20 protein-coding genes are annotated in these 18,188 nt (G+C 69.1%); all 20 read right to left on the bottom strand.

What is annotated here, in order from left to right; all coding sequences use genetic code 11:
• Positions 1 to 37: 37 nt before the first annotated feature.
• Positions 38 to 1,963 (bottom strand): ATP-dependent zinc metalloprotease FtsH, encoded by a 1,926-nt coding sequence (gene ftsH / locus IWC96_RS04265; RefSeq protein ID WP_021697745.1) that lies wholly within the window; start codon positions 1,961 to 1,963, stop codon positions 38 to 40.
• A gap of 30 nt (positions 1,964 to 1,993) precedes the next feature.
• Entirely contained in the window at positions 1,994 to 3,283 is a 1,290-nt protein-coding gene (tilS, locus tag IWC96_RS04260; RefSeq protein WP_021697744.1) for a tRNA lysidine(34) synthetase TilS, read from the bottom strand.
• Positions 3,271 to 4,146: a hypothetical protein gene (locus IWC96_RS04255; protein WP_021697743.1), complete on the bottom strand. Its 876-nt coding sequence runs from the start codon at positions 4,144 to 4,146 to the stop codon at positions 3,271 to 3,273. The genes tilS and IWC96_RS04255 overlap by 13 nt, the downstream gene beginning before the upstream one ends.
• Positions 4,147 to 4,265: 119 nt before the next feature.
• Entirely contained in the window at positions 4,266 to 4,826 is a 561-nt protein-coding gene (gene pal, locus IWC96_RS04250; RefSeq protein WP_021697742.1) for a peptidoglycan-associated lipoprotein Pal, read from the bottom strand.
• Between the two features lie 160 nt (positions 4,827 to 4,986).
• The gene (gene tolB, locus IWC96_RS04245) at positions 4,987 to 6,354 is read right to left on the bottom strand and encodes a Tol-Pal system beta propeller repeat protein TolB (RefSeq protein ID WP_021697741.1); all 1,368 of its coding nucleotides are present in this window, start codon (positions 6,352 to 6,354) and stop codon (positions 4,987 to 4,989) included.
• 130 nt (positions 6,355 to 6,484) lie between these two features.
• A complete protein-coding gene (locus tag IWC96_RS16070; protein WP_196838405.1) occupies positions 6,485 to 7,285 on the bottom strand; it encodes a hypothetical protein in 801 nt (266 codons plus the stop codon).
• 4 nt (positions 7,286 to 7,289) lie between these two features.
• Complete coding sequence (locus IWC96_RS04235; protein WP_196838404.1) at positions 7,290 to 7,784, bottom strand: biopolymer transporter ExbD; 495 nt, start codon at positions 7,782 to 7,784, stop codon at positions 7,290 to 7,292.
• 3 nt (positions 7,785 to 7,787) lie between these two features.
• Positions 7,788 to 8,537 carry a protein TolQ gene (gene tolQ / locus IWC96_RS04230; RefSeq protein WP_196838403.1) on the bottom strand — a complete coding sequence of 250 codons (750 nt, stop codon included), beginning with the start codon at positions 8,535 to 8,537 and terminating at the stop codon, positions 7,788 to 7,790.
• Between the two features lie 138 nt (positions 8,538 to 8,675).
• Positions 8,676 to 9,119, bottom strand: coding sequence for a YbgC/FadM family acyl-CoA thioesterase (locus IWC96_RS04225; RefSeq protein WP_304502300.1), 444 nt, complete (start codon positions 9,117 to 9,119; stop codon positions 8,676 to 8,678).
• Complete coding sequence (locus IWC96_RS04220) at positions 9,116 to 9,958, bottom strand: FtsW/RodA/SpoVE family cell cycle protein (RefSeq protein ID WP_196838402.1); 843 nt, start codon at positions 9,956 to 9,958, stop codon at positions 9,116 to 9,118. Before IWC96_RS04220 ends, IWC96_RS04225 begins: the two co-directional genes overlap by 4 nt.
• A complete protein-coding gene (gene ruvB / locus IWC96_RS04215; RefSeq protein WP_196838401.1) occupies positions 9,955 to 10,995 on the bottom strand; it encodes a Holliday junction branch migration DNA helicase RuvB in 1,041 nt (346 codons plus the stop codon). The genes IWC96_RS04220 and ruvB overlap by 4 nt, the downstream gene beginning before the upstream one ends.
• The gene (locus IWC96_RS04210) at positions 10,992 to 11,216 is read right to left on the bottom strand and encodes a hypothetical protein (protein WP_196838400.1); all 225 of its coding nucleotides are present in this window, start codon (positions 11,214 to 11,216) and stop codon (positions 10,992 to 10,994) included. Before IWC96_RS04210 ends, ruvB begins: the two co-directional genes overlap by 4 nt.
• Before the next feature lie 110 nt (positions 11,217 to 11,326).
• Positions 11,327 to 11,944, bottom strand: coding sequence for a Holliday junction branch migration protein RuvA (ruvA, locus tag IWC96_RS04205; protein ID WP_196838399.1), 618 nt, complete (start codon positions 11,942 to 11,944; stop codon positions 11,327 to 11,329).
• Positions 11,941 to 12,441: a crossover junction endodeoxyribonuclease RuvC gene (gene ruvC / locus IWC96_RS04200; protein WP_196838398.1), complete on the bottom strand. Its 501-nt coding sequence runs from the start codon at positions 12,439 to 12,441 to the stop codon at positions 11,941 to 11,943. The genes ruvA and ruvC overlap by 4 nt, the downstream gene beginning before the upstream one ends.
• A 65-nt stretch (positions 12,442 to 12,506) precedes the next feature.
• Positions 12,507 to 13,190, bottom strand: coding sequence for an MgtC/SapB family protein (locus IWC96_RS04195; protein ID WP_196838397.1), 684 nt, complete (start codon positions 13,188 to 13,190; stop codon positions 12,507 to 12,509).
• A 71-nt stretch (positions 13,191 to 13,261) separates the two neighbouring features.
• Positions 13,262 to 14,461 carry a phosphoglycerate kinase gene (gene pgk / locus IWC96_RS04190; protein ID WP_196838409.1) on the bottom strand — a complete coding sequence of 400 codons (1,200 nt, stop codon included), beginning with the start codon at positions 14,459 to 14,461 and terminating at the stop codon, positions 13,262 to 13,264.
• A 2-nt stretch (positions 14,462 to 14,463) separates the two neighbouring features.
• Entirely contained in the window at positions 14,464 to 14,763 is a 300-nt protein-coding gene (locus IWC96_RS04185; RefSeq protein ID WP_196838396.1) for a hypothetical protein, read from the bottom strand.
• Positions 14,763 to 15,770, bottom strand: a complete 1,008-nt coding sequence (gap, locus tag IWC96_RS04180) for a type I glyceraldehyde-3-phosphate dehydrogenase (protein WP_196838395.1) — start codon at positions 15,768 to 15,770, stop codon at positions 14,763 to 14,765. Before gap ends, IWC96_RS04185 begins: the two co-directional genes overlap by 1 nt.
• A gap of 115 nt (positions 15,771 to 15,885) precedes the next feature.
• Positions 15,886 to 17,409 carry an ATP-binding protein gene (locus IWC96_RS04175; RefSeq protein ID WP_196838394.1) on the bottom strand — a complete coding sequence of 508 codons (1,524 nt, stop codon included), beginning with the start codon at positions 17,407 to 17,409 and terminating at the stop codon, positions 15,886 to 15,888.
• Positions 17,406 to 18,119 carry a response regulator gene (locus tag IWC96_RS04170; protein WP_081703517.1) on the bottom strand — a complete coding sequence of 238 codons (714 nt, stop codon included), beginning with the start codon at positions 18,117 to 18,119 and terminating at the stop codon, positions 17,406 to 17,408. Before IWC96_RS04170 ends, IWC96_RS04175 begins: the two co-directional genes overlap by 4 nt.
• Between the last annotated feature and the right edge of the window lie 69 nt (positions 18,120 to 18,188).

The following is an 18,188-nucleotide window of genomic DNA, read 5'->3' as shown; positions in this document are numbered from 1 at the left end:
CCAGTCGGCCATCGCCGATGGGAAGGACGTTTACACCTCAGTGCACCGTGGCCTGCTCGACCTCGACGCCGTCCGAGACGGGGGTCACCGGGACGGCGACGGAGGGGCCGGCGTTGGGGAAGTTGTTCTCGTCGCGGTTGGGAGCCAGGCCCTTCTCCAGCAGGTCCTTGATCTCGTCGCCCGAGAGGGTCTCGTACTCCAGCAGGGCCTGGGACAGCTTTTCGTGGTCCTCGGCCTTTTCTGTCAGGATGCGACGGGCGTCGTCCCAGCCCTCGGTGACCAGGCGCTTGACCTCCTCGTCGATGAGACGGGCGGTCTCCTCGGACACGTTCTGACTGCGGGCGACGGAGTGGCCCAGGAACACCTCTTCCTGGTTCTCGCCGTAAGCCACGGTGCCCAGCTTCTCGGAGAAGCCCCAGCGGGTGACCATGGCGCGGGCCAGCTTCGAGGCCTGTTCGATGTCGGACGAGGCGCCCGAAGTGATGTTGTCCTTACCGAAGATCAGCTCCTCAGCCACGCGGCCGCCGGCCATGATGGCGATGCGGTCCACCATCTGGCGGTACTTCATCGAGTAGCGGTCGCCCTCGGGCAGCTGCATGACCATGCCGAGCGCGCGGCCGCGGGGCACGATGGTGGCCTTGTGCACCGGGTCGGCCATCTTGACGTTCATGGCGACGATGGCGTGGCCGGCCTCGTGATAGGCGGTCAGCTTCTTCTCTTCCTCGTTCATGGCCATGGACTTGCGCTCGGCGCCCATCATGACCTTGTCCTTGGCGTCCTCGAAGTCGCGGTGGGTGACCATGCGACGGTCCTTGCGGGCCGCCGTCAGGGCCGCCTCATTGACCAGATTGGCCAGGTCGGCGCCCGAGAAGCCGGGCGTGCCGCGCGCGATGGTCTTTACATTGACGTCGGCGCCCAGGGGCACGTCCTTCATGTGCACACGCAGGATCTTCTCGCGGCCGTTCACGTCGGGATTCGGCACCACCACCTGGCGGTCGAAGCGGCCGGGACGCAGCAGGGCGGGGTCCAGCACGTCGGGCCGGTTGGTGGCCGCGATCAGGATGATGCCCTCATTGGATTCGAAGCCGTCCATCTCCACGAGCAGCTGGTTCAGGGTCTGCTCGCGCTCGTCATTGCCGCCGCCAAGTCCGGCGCCGCGATGACGGCCGACGGCGTCGATCTCGTCGATGAAGATGATGCAGGGAGCGTTCTTCTTGGCCTGTTCGAACATGTCGCGCACGCGACTGGCGCCGACGCCCACGAACATCTCGACGAAGTCCGAACCGGAGATGGAGAAGAACGGCACGCCCGCCTCCCCGGCCACGGCGCGGGCCAGCAGGGTCTTGCCGGTGCCCGGAGGGCCCACCAGCAGAGCGCCCTTTGGGATTTTGCCGCCCAGTTTCTGAAATTTGCCCGGATCCTTGAGGAAGTCGACGACCTCCTGCAGCTCTTCCTTGGCCTCATCCACGCCCGCCACATCGTCAAAGGTCTTGCGGCCCTTGTGCTCGGTCAGCAGCTTGGCCTTGGACTTTCCGAAGCCCATGGCGCCGCGCGCCCCGCCCTGCATGCGGTTCATCATCCAGAACCAGAAGCCGATCAGCAGCAGCACGGGCAGGACCAGACCCAGCATGCTCATCCACCACGGCGAGCGGGTGGTCTCGAAATCGATGGGGACCTCGGCCGCCTCGAGCCGCTCGACCACGCTTTCGCTGGGATAGGGGATAGTGGCCGTAAAGGCGGTTTCGTCCTCATAGACCCCGCGAATGGTGTCGCCCTTCAGGGTCGCCGAGGCGATGTCGCCTGCCTGGATGCGGGCGAGAAGCTCCGAATAGGTGATTTCGGCTGGACGCGAGCCCGCGCCTGCCTTGCCGGCGGTTCCGGGGCCGGACGGGCCGACCATGGCGTAGGCGGCCAGAACAGCCATCATGATGACGCCGACGATGGCCAGGGTGCGAAGGTTCATAAGGGTCCTCAAAACTCGGTGCGGCGACGTTCAGCCGCCGCTACGGTTCAGAAATAGGTCAGCGGGCGGCGTTTCGCCACTTGAATGCGTCAACTGGTCCTCATGCCCGATCCCGCCGGCGGCGGCGATGAGGCGGCCTGCGACCAGACAGCGCGTCTCGGCCACGCGCCATGCAAGAAGCGGGCGGGGGTCAGCGTCCCGGAACAGTACGGGCAGAGCGGGTCGGGCGGATGCGGGCAGGCGCTTCACGATCGCCTGATCGACGGGGGCCAGAGACGCCATGCGGCCCTTGAGCGCGCCGACGCTCCAGCCGGGCTCCGGGGCGGTGATTTCGAAGCGTCCGTCCCAGACGGCGGGGGCGTTCGGCGGCAAGGCAGCGGCAGGCAGGCCGGTGCGGCCGGGTTCACGGGTGATCAACAGCGTCTGGCCGGATGCCTGGATGCGGGCGCCGCTGAGCGTGGCGGTTACTTCGCTGTCGGAGGCCAGGCGGGCGTGCAGGGCCGTCAGGCGGGGACTGCGCGGGGGCGCGGCCTGTCCCGAAACGCTGAGCAGGGCGGCGGCGAGGGTCCGGGCGGGGACGGCGCGTGGGAGGGTGACGAGTCCGGACCAGATCATCGGCGACGACTTCATGGCCTCAACGATCGTGCTCGCGGTCGCCGTTGGTCCCCGGGACGAGCTCGAGAATGACGGAGTTTCACTTTGCAGCGCCATGCGCGCCTGGCTGCGCAGGAAGCGGGGGTCGGCGTTGGCGGGATCTTCGAGCCAGAGGGCGTTGCGGGCACGCAGCAAGGCCCGCAGATCGGCGCGTGACGCAGTCAGCAAAGGACGCAGCAGCATGAGGCCCCTGCCCTGCGGCCATGCGGGGGACGGGGACCAGTCGCGCAAGGCCCCAAGCGTGGCCCCCTGATCCCGCATCCAGTCGGACTCGGCTATGTCGTCGGCGGTGTGGGCCATCAGGATGACGCGGGCGCCGGCCTGACGCGCCGTATCGGCCAGAAGGGCGTGGCGGGCCGCGCGGGCGGCGGCCGGCAGGCCTGTGGCGGGCTTGGGGCCGTCCCACGACAGGGTGCGCCAGTCGGCGCCGAGGTCTCGGGCTGCCTCTCCGGCGAAGGCGGTCCAGACGGCGCTGTCGCGATGCAGGCGGTGATCGACGGTCAGGGTCAGAAGGCGGCGGCCTCGCCGCGCGCACCAGTCGGCGGCCAGATGCAGCAAGGCCATGGAGTCCCCGCCGCCGGACAGGGCCAGGGCGACGGGACGATCCGCGTCCAGAGACAACCGCGCGTCGAGCGCGGCGGTGACGCAGTCGATCAGGCCGGGCACTCCGCCCGTTCCCGAATCTGGCGGGCGCGGTTGATCAGGGTGGTCGGCGCGCCCTCGCCGTAGCGCTGGAAGAACTCGCGCACAGCGGCGCAGGCCTGGGTGTTGCGATCCGTGGCGTCCAGACCCGAGGCCAGCTTGATGGTGGCGTCAGGCGCCCAGGAGGTGCGCGGCCAGCCTGACAGGGACGAGGCGTAGGCCTGCACGGCGCCGGTCTGGTCGCCCGCCTGGGCGCGCAGATCGCCCAGGCGATAGTTGGCCTCCCGCGCCTGGGGCTCGTCCGGCCAGGTGATGACGAAGACTTCCAGGGCGCGCAGGGCCCGCACATCCTGGGCGTTGGCCAGACGGATGGCGCGGTCGAAGTCCTGACGCGCATCGCCTGTGGGCGAATCCGCCACGATGGGGGCGTTGGCCTCGGCCACCGCCTCGAGTTGGCCTTCCAGCGCGGTGATGCGGTTGTTGGAGTCGGTCAGCAGGCGGCGCATGGCCGCGTTGTCCCGCTGGGCCTCATCATTGGCGAAGGTCAGGCGTTCGATGTCGCCGTTCATGCGCTGGACCGTAGCCTCCAGATCCGCGAGGCGGCGCTGCATGTTGTCCATCACGCCCTGGAGCACCACGACCTCGGGGTCGGTCTCGATCAGGACAGGATCACCGGCGGCGTTGCGCTGGGTCACGGCGCGTTCCAGCCGGCGGACGTTGCGGTCAAGCTGGTTGAGGCGCCGCGGGGTCCATTCGACAGGCTGGTCGGGAACCTGCTGCGCCTGGACGGGCGTGGCGGGCGCGGCGACGAGCACAACGGCCATCAGGGGGGCCAGGGCAGTTCCGGCGATCAGGGCGGAAACGGTGAACGGACGAAGTTGGGTCATGCCTGCATAGGTTCCATCGGTTTGCGGCGGACGCAAGGCCGCGCGCCGGGCGGGCGAAAGGCGTAACGAAAAGGGGGACCGACGCGAACGCCGGTCCCCCCATTCTCCATCTGGAGCGCTTACTGGGGCGCGCCGGAGACGATGGCGGTGTGGGCGTTTCGGTTCTGGGCCCAGGCTTCCTCGTTGGAGCCCTGCGCGATCGGACGCTCCTTGCCGTAAGAGATGGTGTCGATGCGGTTGGCGGCGACGCCGCGATTGACCAGGTGGCTGCGCACGGCCTCGGCGCGCCGAGCGCCCAGAGCCAGGTTGTATTCACGGGTGCCGCGCTCATCGGCGTTGCCCTCGATGCGCACGCGCACGTTCGGGTAACGATTGAGCCACTGAGCCTGAGCGTCCAGGCGCGGCTGGGCGTCGGCGCGAACCGAGTAGCTGTCCAGATCGAAATAGACGCGGTCGCCGATGTTCTGGCGGAAATCGCCGACCGAGCCGGGCGCGGCGGTTCCAGGAAGCGTTCCCGGGTTCACGGGACCGGTGGGGGCGCCGGGCTGGCTAGGCTGCGACGGCTGCGAAGGGCCAGGCTGCGGCATGGGTTCGGGCTGCTGGCGCGGGGCGCAGGCGGCCATGGCGGCGACCATGACGCCGACGGCGGACAGACGGATGATCGAACGGGTGGAATACATCAGGGTCGTCTCCTTTTTGGGCCGCAGCGACGGCCGATTGAACCTTTGCCGTAAGGCCCTAGCCTTGGCTGCAATATGGCGCCAGCGGCGATAACGCACAGTTGAGCGAATGGGTCCGAGGATCACATAACCGTGTCACTTCACGACATGGCCTTCCGGATCAGCCCGGACAGCTGTCCGAAGCTTGCCCGACGCCCAGATTGGCGGGCGGAGGATCCAGAAGCGGCGACCAGGCGGGGTCGCCCGCCATACCGGAATAGGACGCCTGGCCTACCACGCGGCCGGTGACGTCCACGGTCCACAGGCGCGAACCGCCCCCCGGGGCCTGACGCGCGAACATGATGTAACGACCATTGGGCGCCCAGGAGGGCCCTTCCTCGAAATAGCTGGACGAGAGGAGGCGCTCGCCGCCGCCCGAGGCGTCCATGACGCCGATGTGGAAACGGCCACCCTGCTGTTTGGTGAAGGCGATCAGGTCTCCGCGCGGGCTCCAGGACGGGGCGGTGTAAGCGCCGCCACCACGCGAGATAGGCCGCTGGCCCGACCCGTCGGTGCGCATGGTGTAGAGCCGCGCCGAGCCGGAGCGGTCCGAGACGAAGACCAGCTGGTTTCCATCCGGGCTGAACGACGGGGAGGTGTCGATGCCGGGATCATTGGTCAGGCGGCGCGTCTGGCGAGTTCGCAGGTTCATGATGTGGATGTCGGAGTTGCCGCCGACGCTGATGGAGAAGGCGATCTGGGTCCCGTCAGGCGAGAAGCGCGGGGCGAACACCTGGCCTGGGAACTCACCGATGCTTTCCCGGCGGCCTGTCTGCAGGTTCATGATGTAGATGCGGGAATAATCCTCACCCAGCGCCATGTATGCGATTTCGTTGGGATTATTTGAAAAGCGCGGGGTCAGGATGATCTCTTCGCCGCTGGTCAGGAAGAAGGGGTTGAAGCCGTCCTGATCCATCACCGCCAGGCGGCTGAAGCGGTTCAGGCCCGTGCCGCTTTCGGAGACGAACACTACGCGGGTGTCGAAATAGCCCTGCTCGCCGGTCAGGCGCTGATAGACCACATCGGACACCTTGTGGGCCAGGCGGCGCCAATTGTCCGGCGTGGCGGTGAAGGCGAAGCCCACCAGCTGGCATTCGCGGTAAGGATCATAGAGGCGGAAACCCACCTGCACCCGACCGTCCGGCTGGGGCGTGGCCGAGCCGTACAGAACCGCCTGGGCGCCGATGCGGGTCCATTGCGGAAAGTCCGGCTGGTTGGACAGATTGAGATCCTGCTGGATGAAGGCGTTCGGATCGATGGGATCGAAGAAGCCAGAGCGCTGCAGGTTGCTCGAGATGACGCCGGAGATGTCCGCGCCGTTGGGGCCGCTGAACGGGGCCACGGCGATCTGGAGCGGGCGCAGGACGCCTTCGGTGATCTCCACCTCGGGAGAGCCGGACTGGGCCATCACCGGCGTGACGGCGGCGGGCGCCAAGGCGATGGCGGCGACGCCGGCGATCAGCGCGTTGAGGCGTTTGTTCGGTCGCATGAGGTGGAATCTCCCCGGGCAGGCGGTTGGTTGACGCTTCGGCATGGCGCCGGAGCATTGCGGCGACTTTCGGGCTTGGCCTTGCGCGCGCAAGTCACAAACGCGCGGGGCGTGGGGCGGCTCCCCTTCCCTACCGATTGGCGCAGGCCTGATCGGCGCGGAAGCGGAAATTGATCTCCTGGGTCTCGAAGCCGTCGGGCACATCGAAGGGTTCGGCGGCGCGGACCGCGCGCAGCATGGCCTCGGACGCCGTGCGCCAGGTGGCGCCGGAGCGTTGGTCGGTCACGGTCGGCCCGGAACTGATGCGCCCCCCCGAGGTAATGGTGACGCGCACGGGAATGGACAGATCGCGCATGCCCTCCAGGTCGCAGTTCAGGATCCAGTGCCGGGTCACCTGACCGCCCAGATTGGCGATCTGGGAGCCGGTGGCGCGGGGCGCCTGACCGGCGCCGGACTGGCCGGTGGGGCGCTGTTGCTGGGTGCGGGGGCGAGGCTCGGCCAGGGCGTCCAGATCGAGGCCCGGATCCGGGCGGTTCTGGCTGGGGCGGGGCGCGGGGGTGGGGCGAGCCTTTTCAGGCGGGGTCGGGCTGGGACGCGGCGAGGGCGCTGGATCCGGACGCCGGGTTTCGGCGCGCTCGGGCGAGGGCTCGGGCGGGCGCGGCTGCGGCGGGGTCGGGACCTCGGGGATTTCCTCCAGCTCGGCTTCGGTCTCCAGCAGTTCCTGAAGCGCCTCCAGCGCTTCGGCGTCCACCAGTTCATCAGAAGGATTATCGGCTGGCGCGGCGGCGGCCACTTCGCTGGAGATGATGGACACCGGCACCGAGGACACGATCACCGGCGGGTCCTTGCGCGGCCACGGAATCAGGGCGAGCGCCACCACGGCCGCATGCAGCCCGATCGAGCCGATCGTGGCGATGCCCGGACGGCGCATGGGCTCAGCCTTCGCTTTCGGGCGTGGCGACCGTGGTCGAGGCGGCGGAGACGGCCGGCGCCGTATCAGTGATCAGATTGATGCTTGAGAAACCGCTGGCCGACAGCCGCGCCATGACCCGCGCCACCGCTTCATAGGGGGCGGCGCCGTCGGCGCGCACGAAGATGGGCCGGTCCGTCACGCCCGCACCGGCGATGGCGGCCACGCGCGGACCCACTTGGTCCAGGGTGGCGGGATCCTGATCCACATAGATGCCGCCCGCGCGGTCGACCGAGACGCTGATCGGCTCATTGTCCGCCGACACCGCCGAGGCGTCTGTGCGCGGCAACTCCAGCGGCACGCCGACGGTCAGCAAAGGCGCCGAGATCATGAAGATGATCAGCAGCACCAGCATCACGTCCACCAGCGGCGTGACGTTGATCTCGCTGAGCGGGCGCTTCTTGGCGCGACGGCGGCCCCGCACATGGCCGCTCGCGCCGGGACCGGAACCCAGGGCCATGGCTCAACGCCCCCGGTTCAGGGTGAAATCAGAGGGCGGAGGCGGCGGGGGCGCGACCGGCGCTCCGCCCAGACGGCGGGCCACGGCGGCCTGAAGGTCGTCGGCGAAGCTTTCCAGACGCCCGGTGAACTTGCCCGCGTCGATGGAGAACTTGTTGTAGGCCATGTAGGCGGGGATGGCGGCGGCCAGGCCGATGGCGGTGGCGAACAGGGCCTCGGCGATGGCCGGGGCTACCGTGGTCAGGTTGGTGTTGCCCGCCTGAGCGATGGCCCCGAAGGCGTTCATGATGCCCCACACCGTGCCGAACAGGCCGATGAAGGGCGACGAGGTGGCCACCACTGACAGCACGCCCAGGCCTTCCTCCACCTTCTGGCTCTCGCGGGCGATGACCGAGTCCAGGCTGCGGTCGATGCGGGACACCAGCATGGCGCCCTGATGGTCCGTCAAGGCCTGCCCCCGCGAGGTGCGCCATTCGGTCATGGCCAGAACCAGCATGCGCGGCAGGGGATGGGTGGGGTTCGGGCCGGCCTGACTGGCCATGTCCTCAAGCGACCGACCCGAGTTCAGGTCATTCTCGAAGGCGTTGGCCTGGCGGTTCAGGGCGGCGAACTTGAACGCCTTGTCCAGAATGACGGCCCAGGACCAGAGCGAGGCGATAACCAGACCGATCATCACGGTCTTCACGACCCAGTCGGCCATGAGGAAAAGCGCGATGGGATCGAGCATGGAGGCGTGAGGAGCGGCGTCGACCATAGAATTCAGTCCCTGGTGGGCGGAGGCGGAGAATCGCCACGCGCCTTGCAAGCATCGGGCCTATCCATCCGGATGGCGTGACGATTTCAAGGCTTAAGGCTTAACGGGCGTGTGTGACGGACTGAAAAACTGGTTTCGTCAGTGTTTCAGCCAGGGGGTGACGGCGGCGATGAGGGTGGCGGGCGCGCGGCGCGGGCGGCCGGTCAGGTCGATGACTGCGGCCTCCACCTCGGCGCGGCACAGGACCTCGCCGCCCCGCTCAATGGTCTGGCGGATGGTCAGGCGAGGGCCGCGCAGGGCGTCATAGGTGGTGCGCACGATCAGGGCGTCGTCGATGCGGGCGGCCTTCAGGAATTGCAGGTCCAGGGCGGTGATGACGAAGGCCAGCGGCGTCTCGCCCGCCAGCAGGTCGGCGTGGCCCACCCCCGCCAGGCGCAGGAAGTCGGACCGGCCCCGCTCGAAATAGCGCACATAGTTGGCGTGATAGACGAGCCCGGTGAAATCGGTGTCCTCGTAATAGACCCGCACGGGCAGGATATGCTCGCGGCCCTCGAAACGGCCGGCAGAAGGGAGGTCGGTCATGCGGGCGGACGACTCCGGTACGGGGCGCGGGCCAGGCCGAGGGCGATGAGCCATCCCACGACAAGCGAGGCGCCCAGGCCGACGACCGGCAAGGGATAGTTGCCGACCAGAGCCGCGCCCACAAGGCCGGCGTAGAAGGCGGCAAGGCTCAACGCCGCCTGCGAGCCGCGCGCCAGCAGGATCAGAGGGGTGATGACCAGAAGGGCTCCGAGGGTGGCCATGACGCCGGTCCAGAGGCCAAGTCCCCAAGCATTGGGCAAGACCTGCTCCACCCAGGCCACCGACGGCAGGGCGTCGGGCCGCGTCCACGCCCAGACGGTCAGGACGATGAGACCCAGGGCGACGCCCCAGACGTGAGCCTCGTCCCGACGCGCAGAAGGCAAATGTCCCGCCAGCCACGCCAGCGTCAGGCCGGTGAGCGCCGCGGCGTCAAACTGGAGCGCCAGAATTCCCCCTGTTGCGACGATCAGCAGGCTTATCGCCCAACCGGAATGTCGTGCGGCCGCAAGCCAGATCACCAGCGGCAGCAGAACCATGGACGGCTGGACGCTTAAAGGCCCGAGCAGCAACCAGCGCCGGGCGCCGGCCAGTTCGGGCCCCATCGCCAAAGGCGCCGCGACGACCATCAGCAAGATGACCAGTCCGATCACAGCGACGGCCGCGCGTTGCGGTGGATTAGCGTGCGACAGCAGGAAAAACAGGACAGCGCCCAAGCAGGCCCCCGCAGCCTGAACCATCAGCCCGGACGCCGGCGCGCCCAACAGATGCTGCACCGCCAGGCCGAGCGAGACGGCGACGCTCGTCGCAATCCAGACCCACCCGCCGCGCTTGAGGGTCATTTCCCGAACAGACCGCCCTGTTCCGGCGCACCTGCCGGCTTCGGGGGCTCGGTCAGGCCAAGGTGGGCGTAGGCTTTCGCGCAGGCCATGCGCCCGCGCGGCGTGCGCTGAATGAAGCCCTGTTGCAGCAGATAGGGCTCGATCACGTCCTCCACCGCGTCGCGGGCCTCGGCCAGGGCGGCGGCCAGGGTGTCCATGCCGACCGGGCCACCGCCGTAGTTCTCGATCAGGGCCTTCAGGAAGCGACGGTCCAGGGAATCCAGCCCGGCCTCGTCCACTTCCAGTCGTGCAAGCGCGCGCGCGGCGGCGAGACGGTCGATGACGGGCGAACCCTCGGCGTCGGCGAAGTCCCGCACCCGGCGCAGCAGGCGGCCGGCGACGCGGGGGGTGCCGCGCGCGCGGCTGGCGATTTCCAGCGCGCCCTCGTCGTCGATGGGCGCGCCCATCTTGCGGGCCGCGCCGGTGATGACCCGGACCAGTTCGGCCGGGGTGTAGAACTCGAGCCGCAGCGGAATGCCGAACCGGTCCCGCAGCGGCGTGGCCAGCAGGCCCGCGCGGGTGGTGGCGCCGACCAGGGTGAAGGGCGCCAGATCGATGCGCACGCTGCGCGCCGAGGGGCCCTCGCCGATGATCAGGTCCAGCACATGATCCTCCATGGCGGGATAGAGGATCTCCTCCACCGCCGGATTGAGGCGGTGGATCTCGTCGATGAACAGGACGTCGCGGGGCTCGAGGTTCGTCAGGATCGCCGCCAGATCGCCGGCCTTGGCCAGGATGGGGCCGGAGGTGGCGCGAAACCCGACGCCCAGCTCGCGCGCGACGATCTGGGCTAGTGTGGTCTTGCCCAGCCCCGGCGGCCCGAACAGCAGGACGTGATCCAGGGACTCGGCCCGGCCCCGCGCGGCGTCGATGAAAACCTTCAGATTGCCCTTGGCCTGCTCCTGACCGACGAATTCGGACAGGGTCTGGGGCCGCAGGGCGCGGTCGTGGGTTTCGCCGGGGGCCGGATCAGCGGAAATGATGCGATCGTCGGTCATTCTGGGCCCGCCGTCGATCCGCACGGCCTCAGCACGACGGTTCGCCTCCGGCTCCCATGAGCTCCCAGAACGTCCTGAATGGCTTCGCGGTCCAGGCGGCAATCGACGCCGCCCGAGCGATACTCGATTCGGTCGAGGTCGACGAACGGAGGTCGCATCAAGATCGTCTCGCCATCGCCGATCATGCCTGTCTCTTCCACCATGTCGTTGGAGAGGTGCATCGTGATCCAGAGCGATTCACCTGTCTGATTTCGGACCTGAAATGCCCCGGACGTGCATCCGGAAACCCCGCTGCAAAGCATTGCCAAACCCGCTGCGACCAGACGCCGCCTCACCGCCCCAGCTCCTGCAGGGCGGCGCGGATGACGGCGGAGAGGTCGGTGCCCTCACCCAGCTTGATGATCGCGTGATCCACGGCGCGGCGGGCGTTGACCTCGGCCACGCCGAGACCCAGCAGGGCCGAGACGGCCTCGCCGGTTATGGAGGGGACAGGCGCGGACGGCGCGCTGTGAACGCCGGGCGCGGACGGAGCGAAGGTGACGTCGCCCAGCGGCTTGCCCTTCAGCTCGGTGACGATGCGCAGGGCCAGTTTCGGCCCGACCCCGTTGGCGCGGGCGACGGCGGCCTTGTCCTCGCGGGCCACGGCGGCGGCCAGCTCGCCCGGCGGCAGCACGTCCAGCACGGCCAGCGCCGCCTTGGGGCCCACGCCCTGGATGGCCAGCAGGGTGGTGAAGGCGCGGCGCTCGTCCCGGGTCAGGAAGCCATACAGGCGCGGGCCGTTCTCCTGACTCCACTGGGTCTCCACATGCAGGATGGCTTCGGCGCCGGGCGCGGGCAGGCGCTGCAGGGTGCGCGCGCCGCAAGCAGCCACATAGCCGACCCCGGCGCAGTCGATCAGGCAGTCGTGCTCGCCCGTCTCGACCAGGGTTCCCCGCAGCCGCCCGATCATGCGGCCAGCGTCCGGACGCGGCGCAGGTGGGCGTGGGTGATGGCGACGGCCAGCGCGTCGGCGGCGTCGGCCTTCACGTCCCCGGCGGTGGGCAGCAGGCGGCGGATCATGAAGGCGATCTGGGCCTTGTCGGCGTGGCCGGCGCCGACCACGGCCTTCTTGATCTGGTTCGGTGCGTATTCAGCCACCGAAAGGCCGCAGCGGGCCGGGGCCAGCATGACCGCGGCGCGGGCGTGGCCCAGCTTCAGGGTCGAGGACGGGTTCATATTGACGAACACCTCCTCGATGGCCGCCTCGTCGCAGCGGTGCTCGGCGCACACGGCGCCGACGGCCTCCAGCAGATGCAGCAAGCGTTCGGAGAAGGGCGCCGTCTCGGGCGGGGCCACCACGCCGTGGGCCACCCACGACAGGCGCGCGCCCTCGCAGGCGATGACGCCCCATCCGGTGCGTCGCAGGCCCGGATCCAGGCCGAGGACTCGAATCGCGCTGTTCGTCATTCGTTCCAGTCATGCCCCAAAGAGGGTTAGCGAACAATGACCAGCGCCCGGTCAGTCGTCTCTGGTCAGTCGTCTCTGGGGTCAAGACGAAAGCCGGTGACGCCGGGCAAGGCGCCCAGCCGGTCGCCCAGCTCGGCCAGGTGTGCGTCGCTGGCCCGCAGCCGATAGAGGCGGCGCACCTGATCGCCGTCGCGGGTGTAGCCAGTGCGCTTCAGGGCGCCGCCGTGCTCCGACAGGATAGCCTCCACCGCCCCGGAGGGCGCGGCGCCGACGCTCCAGCAGACCTCCACATCCACCACCGTGTTCTGGGGCAACCCCTTGGACACCACCCGCAGCACGATCAGGATGATGGCGGTGACCACCGTGGCCAGACCGCCGAGGGTGAACATGCCGACGCCGAACAGAATGCCGATGGCGGAGGTGATCCACAGGGACGCCGCCGTGGTCAGGCCGTGGATGGAGAAGCCGGTGCGGAAGATCACCCCGGCGCACAGGAAGCCGATGCCCGTCAGGATGCCGTGGGCCATCCGCGTCGGGTCCATGACCAGATTGACGTCATCCCTCAGGTCAAAGGTCCACTGGGCCTGATGCACGGCGGCCAGCATCAGCAGGGCCGAGGACAGGCTGACGAGGATGTGGGTGCGGAAACCCGCCGGCCGGCCGCGATATTCCCGCTCGAACCCGATCATGGCCCCGGCGATCAGGGCGCCGAGGATGGGGCCGGCGTATTGCGTCAGGTCATCGAGCATGAGGGCTCAACGCCGGGGGAAGCGGAACGGTTCGGTTTGCCACCATCCGGGGATGAGCGGAAAGGGAATATCTAGACGCGCAGCGCCTCGACGCCCGGCAGGGGCTTGCCCTCCATCCATTCCAGGAAGGCGCCGCCGGCGGTGGAGACGAAGGTCATGTCGTCCACAACCCCCGCGTGGTTCAGGGCTGAGACCGTGTCGCCGCCGCCTGCGACGGCGGTGATCTTTCCGGCCTTGGCCAGCCCCGCGGCGTGGCGCGCGGCGTCCACCGTGGCCTTGTCGAAGGGCGGCACCTCGAACACGCCCAGCGGTCCGTTCCAGATCAGGGTCTTCGACAGATCCATGGCGCGCTTGAGCCGCGCGACGGTCTCGGGTCCGGCGTCAAGAATCAGGTCGTCGGCGGCGATGCGGTCCAGCGCGCGGACGCCGGACTCCACGCCCGGCTTGACCGCCTTGGCCACCACCACGTCCACGGGCAGCAGCAGTTCGCAGCCCTGACGGCGGGCCTCCTCGGTGATCTCGCGGGCGGTGTCGGCCATCTCCTTTTCACAGAGGGAGCCGCCGATATCGACGCCCTGCGCGAACAGGAAGGTGTTGGCCATGCCGCCGCCGATGGCCAGGTGGTCCAGCTGAGCCACCAGATTCTTCAGCAGGTCCAGCTTGGACGAGACCTTGGCCCCGCCGACGATGCCCAGCACCGGCTTGACGGGCGTGCCCAGCGCCTTGTCCAGCGCGTCCAGCTCGCGGCGCATGGACTCGCCGGCGTAGGCGGGCAGCAGGCGCGCGAGGCCTTCGGTGGAGGCGTGAGCGCGGTGCGCGGCCGAGAAGGCGTCGTTCACATAGATATCGCCCAGCTTCGCCAGCTCGGCGGCGAAGGCGGGATCGTTGGCCTCCTCGCCCGCGTGGAAGCGCACGTTCTCCAGCAGGGCCACGCCGCCGGGCGCCAGGTCGTCGGCGATCACCGCGCGGGGCGCCTCGCCGATGCAGTCCTCGGCGAACCAGACCGGGGCGCTCAGCAACAGTTCCAGCGGCTCCACCACCGGCCTCAGGCTCATCTCGGGGACCGGCTGGCCCTTGGGCCGCCCGAAGTGCGCCATCAGCACCACCTTCGCGCCCAGATCCCGCAGCGCATTGATGGTGGGCAGGGCGGCGCGCAGGCGGGTGTCATCGCTGACCTTGCCGCCCTCCATGGGCACATTGAAGTCCACGCGGACCAGGGCGGTCTTGCCGGACAGATCGGTGAGGTCGGAGAGGGTGCGGAAGGATGTCATGGTCATTCCTGCGGCTCATGCCGCTGATAAATCAGATAGATGAGAGCCTTGGGCGTCGCCTGATCGGCGCTGACGATAAATCGCTCGTCGATCGTCGCGTCCACGAAATCAGCGATGATTTCAGCGCCCGCAGACTGGATCAGATCGATCTCTTCGGCCGCAGGCGCTTCTTCAAAGACAGCCTGACAGGCGACTGTTCCACCATTCATCTCGACCGAGAACGATCTCAGATTCGGGGTGACGGCGCCGAGCAGGGCACGCTGGGCGGACAGCCGGAGGAGGATATCCGCCCCCGGCTCCATCAGATCAGCTTGCTCATCGCCAGCGCCGTGTCAGACATCCGCGTCGCGAAGCCCCATTCGTTGTCATACCAGCTGAGGACGCGCACCAGCGAGCCGTCGATGACCTGGGTCTGCGGCAGGGCGGCGGTGGAGGACGCGGCGATGTGGTTCATGTCGCTGGACACCACCGGATCGGTGGTGGTGAACAGCACGCCCTTCATGGCGCCGTCGGCGGCGGCCTGCAGCGCCTTGTTGACCTCGTCCACCGAGGTGTCGCGGCCGGCGACCACCTTCAGGTCCACCACCGAGACGTTGGGGGTCGGCACGCGGATGGACGAGCCGTCCAGCTTGCCCTTGAGCTCCGGCAGCACCAGACCCACGGCCTTGGCCGCGCCGGTGGAGGTGGGGATCATGGACAGGCTGGCGGCGCGGCCGCGATACAGGTCCTTGTGCATGGTATCCAGCGTCGGCTGGTCGCCGGTGTAGGCGTGGATGGTGGTCATGTAGCCGCGCTCGATGCCCACCAGATCGTGCAGAACCTTGGCGATTGGGGCCAGGCAGTTGGTGGTGCAGCTGGCGTTCGACACGATGATGTCGTCCGCCGTCAGGGTGTCGTGGTTGACGCCGTAGACGATGGTCTTGTCCGCGCCGTCGCCGGGCGCCGAGATCAGCACGCGCTTGGCGCCGGCCTTCAGGTGGGCCGAGGCCTTTTCCTTGGAGGTGAAGAGGCCGGTGCACTCGAACGCGATGTCCACGTTCAGGTCCTTGTGCGGCAGGTTGGCCGGGTCGCGCTCGGCCGTGACCTTGATCTTGCCGAGACCCACGTCGATCCAGTCGTCGCCGGACTCCACCGGGCCGGGGAAGCGGCCGTGGACGGAGTCGTATTTCAGCAGGTGGGCGTTGGTGGCCACCGGGCCCAGATCGTTGATCGCCACCACCTCGATGTCGCGGCGCCCGTGTTCGACGATGGAGCGCAGGACCAGACGGCCGATACGGCCGAAACCATTGATGGCGACGCGAACGGTCATGGGTGGAACCTCCTGAAGGGCCTGACGGCGATGTTTGTTTGGCGTCTTAGTGACGCCGACGGGCCGAGGATTCAAGGGCGCGTACGGTCACGCTGGGCAAGCGAGGGTTACGGCGTCAGGTTTCGCGCGCCGCAGGCAGCGTCAGCCGGGCGGTCAGGCCGCCGCCGGGGCGGTTTTCCAGCATCACTTCCCCACCGTGGGCCCGGGCGATCTGGCGCGCGACGGCGAGGCCGAGGCCGGCGCCGCCGGTTTGGCGATTGCGGGATCGTTCCCCCCGGCTGAACGGCTCGAACAGGGCCTCGACCTGGTCCGGCGGCACACCGGAGCCATCGTCCTCGATCAGGACAGATACGACGCCGTCGCCTGTCTCCATTCGCAGCCGCGCGGCCCCGGCGAACTTGACGGCGTTGTCGATGAGGTTGGCCAAGGCGCGGCGCAAGGCGGCGGGATCGCCCGTGACCGCCACCGCCTTGCGCCCGGTCATGGTCACCCCGGCGCCCGTCTCGGCGAAGTCGCGGACGGTTTCGCGCGCCAGCCGGGTCAGGTTCAGTCGGGAGCGCAGCTGCCCCCCGTCCTCTCCCCGCGCATAGGCCAGGGCGTGGGCGATCAGGGCGTCCATCTCCTCGATGTCGGCGGCCATGCGGTCGCGTACAGCGGGCTCGGCCTGTTCAGCGCGGAAACGAAGGCGGGTCAGGGGCGTGCGCAGGTCGTGGGCGATGGCGGCGATGGTCTGGGTCCGCTCGGCCACGTGACGGCGGATTCGGTCCTGCATGTCATTGAAGGCGGCCATGGCGGTGCGCACCTCGCGCGGGCCGGACGGGGTCAGGGGCTCGGCCTCGGGATCTGCGCCCAGGCGCTGGGCGGCTTCCGCGAACAGGCGGATGGGCCGGGTCAGACGCCGGGCCATGATCCAGACCAGCGGCGCCAGCAGGGCCAGGGTGATCAGAAGCCCCATCAGGATGCGCGCCTGCCACGGGCTGAGCAGGCCGCGCGGCGGCGCCACCACGGCCCATCGCCCGTCCTCAAGCTGAAGCGCCGCCGTGAAGGGCGCGAAGGTCAGATGCTCGGCCAGCAAGGTGAACCCGGTCCCACCCCGCTCGATGCGGATCGGCGCCCCCGCTTCTCCCTGACGAATGACCCGAACCTCGGTATGGATTTCGCCTTGGGCCACGGCGGACGGCGGAGCGGGGACAGGCGGTCTGTCTTGCTCGTCGCGCTGGACGAAAACGAAGCTTTCGCTGCGTTGCCGGCCCGGGCCACCCGGGGCGGGGCCCCGCAAGGTCGGTGCGAAACGATCGCGGCGCGGCGGCTCCAGCCGCACACGAACGGCCTCAGGCTCCACTTCAAGACGTTCGGCGAGGGCCGCGGCCAGCGCGACTTCGAGGGGCGAGGTCTGGGGCGCAGCGGGCGGTTCCGCAGCGATGCGACGGCGCAGGCGGCGGCCGTCCGAGGTTTCACTCTCGCCTCCCCTAAGGGCCTCGGCGGCGGCGGGCACGCCGAAGCCGGCCGGGCGCGGCTCGGGCGCCAGGACGATCAAAGTGAAGGTCACGGCCTGGGCCGCGATCACCGCCACCGCCGCCAAAGCCGCCACCTGGACAAGCACCGGCGGCGCGGCCCATCGGGAGAACCGGCGCCTCATCGTTGCGTCACCGGGGTGTCGAACAGATAGCCCTCGCCGCGCCGGGTGACGATCAGCGACCGGCCCGAGCCGTCGTCCAGCTTTTTCCTCAGGCGGCTGATCTGCACGTCCACGGCGCGGTCAAAGCTGTCTGTTGTCTGGCCGAAGGCGGCGTCCAGCAGCTGATCGCGGCTCATGACCCGGCCGGGCCGTCGCACCAAGGCGTGCAGCAGGGCGAACTCGCCCGCCGTCAGGGTCACGGCGCGTCCGTCCGGTGCCGTGAGTTCATGGCGGGTCAGATCCAGCCGCCAGCCCGCGAAGGCCAGCACCGGCGCTTCGCCCACGGGGGCCGAGCCGTCGCGCCGCCGCAGCACCGCCCGCACCCGCGCCAGCAGTTCGCGGGGATTGCAAGGCTTGGCCAGGTAGTCGTCGGCGCCCAGCTCCAGCCCCACGATGCGATCCGTCTCCTCGCCCATGGCCGAGAGCATGACCACCGCCTGCCCCCGAGAGGCCAGGCGGCGGCAGGCGGAAAGGCCGTCCTCGCCGGGCATCATTACATCCAGCACCACCAGGTCGGCGGGCCGCGCCTGCAGCGCCCGGTCCATCTCGGCCGCCGAGGCGGCGGGCTCGGCCGCATAGCCGTGTCGGTCCAGATAGTCGCACAGCACCTCGCGGATGCCGGGGTCGTCATCCACGACCAGAAGGCGGGGGCGGGCTTGGGTGTCAGTCATGGCCCTCATTGTGAAAGGCGGTCGCGGCGACCGTATTTCAAGGCTGAAACAAAGGCGGGGTCGAGTGAA

It is taken from the genome of Brevundimonas sp. BAL450 (assembly GCF_015767455.1).
GTDB classification, from domain to species: Bacteria; Pseudomonadota; Alphaproteobacteria; order Caulobacterales; family Caulobacteraceae; genus Brevundimonas; species Brevundimonas abyssalis.
The sequence above is the reverse complement of the archived record's forward strand: the minus strand, read 5'-3'. Positions and strand labels throughout refer to the sequence as shown.

Coding starts and splice junctions, on each gene's coding strand:
- ftsH (WP_021697745.1), bottom strand. CDS start 1,963: ATGAACCTTCGCACCCTGGCCATCGTCGGCGTCATCATGATGGCTGTT.
- IWC96_RS04255 (WP_021697743.1), bottom strand. CDS start 4,146: ATGACCCAACTTCGTCCGTTCACCGTTTCCGCCCTGATCGCCGGAACT.
- pal (WP_021697742.1), bottom strand. CDS start 4,826: ATGTATTCCACCCGTTCGATCATCCGTCTGTCCGCCGTCGGCGTCATG.
- tolB (WP_021697741.1), bottom strand. CDS start 6,354: ATGCGACCGAACAAACGCCTCAACGCGCTGATCGCCGGCGTCGCCGCC.
- IWC96_RS16070 (WP_196838405.1), bottom strand. CDS start 7,285: ATGCGCCGTCCGGGCATCGCCACGATCGGCTCGATCGGGCTGCATGCG.
- IWC96_RS04235 (WP_196838404.1), bottom strand. CDS start 7,784: ATGGCCCTGGGTTCCGGTCCCGGCGCGAGCGGCCATGTGCGGGGCCGC.
- tolQ (WP_196838403.1), bottom strand. CDS start 8,537: ATGGTCGACGCCGCTCCTCACGCCTCCATGCTCGATCCCATCGCGCTT.
- IWC96_RS04225 (WP_304502300.1), bottom strand. CDS start 9,119: ATGACCGACCTCCCTTCTGCCGGCCGTTTCGAGGGCCGCGAGCATATC.
- IWC96_RS04220 (WP_196838402.1), bottom strand. CDS start 9,958: ATGACCCTCAAGCGCGGCGGGTGGGTCTGGATTGCGACGAGCGTCGCC.
- ruvB (WP_196838401.1), bottom strand. CDS start 10,995: ATGACCGACGATCGCATCATTTCCGCTGATCCGGCCCCCGGCGAAACC.
- IWC96_RS04210 (WP_196838400.1), bottom strand. CDS start 11,216: ATGCACCTCTCCAACGACATGGTGGAAGAGACAGGCATGATCGGCGAT.
- ruvA (WP_196838399.1), bottom strand. CDS start 11,944: ATGATCGGGCGGCTGCGGGGAACCCTGGTCGAGACGGGCGAGCACGAC.
- ruvC (WP_196838398.1), bottom strand. CDS start 12,441: ATGACGAACAGCGCGATTCGAGTCCTCGGCCTGGATCCGGGCCTGCGA.
- IWC96_RS04195 (WP_196838397.1), bottom strand. CDS start 13,190: ATGCTCGATGACCTGACGCAATACGCCGGCCCCATCCTCGGCGCCCTG.
- pgk (WP_196838409.1), bottom strand. CDS start 14,461: ATGACATCCTTCCGCACCCTCTCCGACCTCACCGATCTGTCCGGCAAG.
- IWC96_RS04185 (WP_196838396.1), bottom strand. CDS start 14,763: ATGGAGCCGGGGGCGGATATCCTCCTCCGGCTGTCCGCCCAGCGTGCC.
- gap (WP_196838395.1), bottom strand. CDS start 15,770: ATGACCGTTCGCGTCGCCATCAATGGTTTCGGCCGTATCGGCCGTCTG.
- IWC96_RS04175 (WP_196838394.1), bottom strand. CDS start 17,409: ATGAGGCGCCGGTTCTCCCGATGGGCCGCGCCGCCGGTGCTTGTCCAG.
- IWC96_RS04170 (WP_081703517.1), bottom strand. CDS start 18,119: ATGACTGACACCCAAGCCCGCCCCCGCCTTCTGGTCGTGGATGACGAC.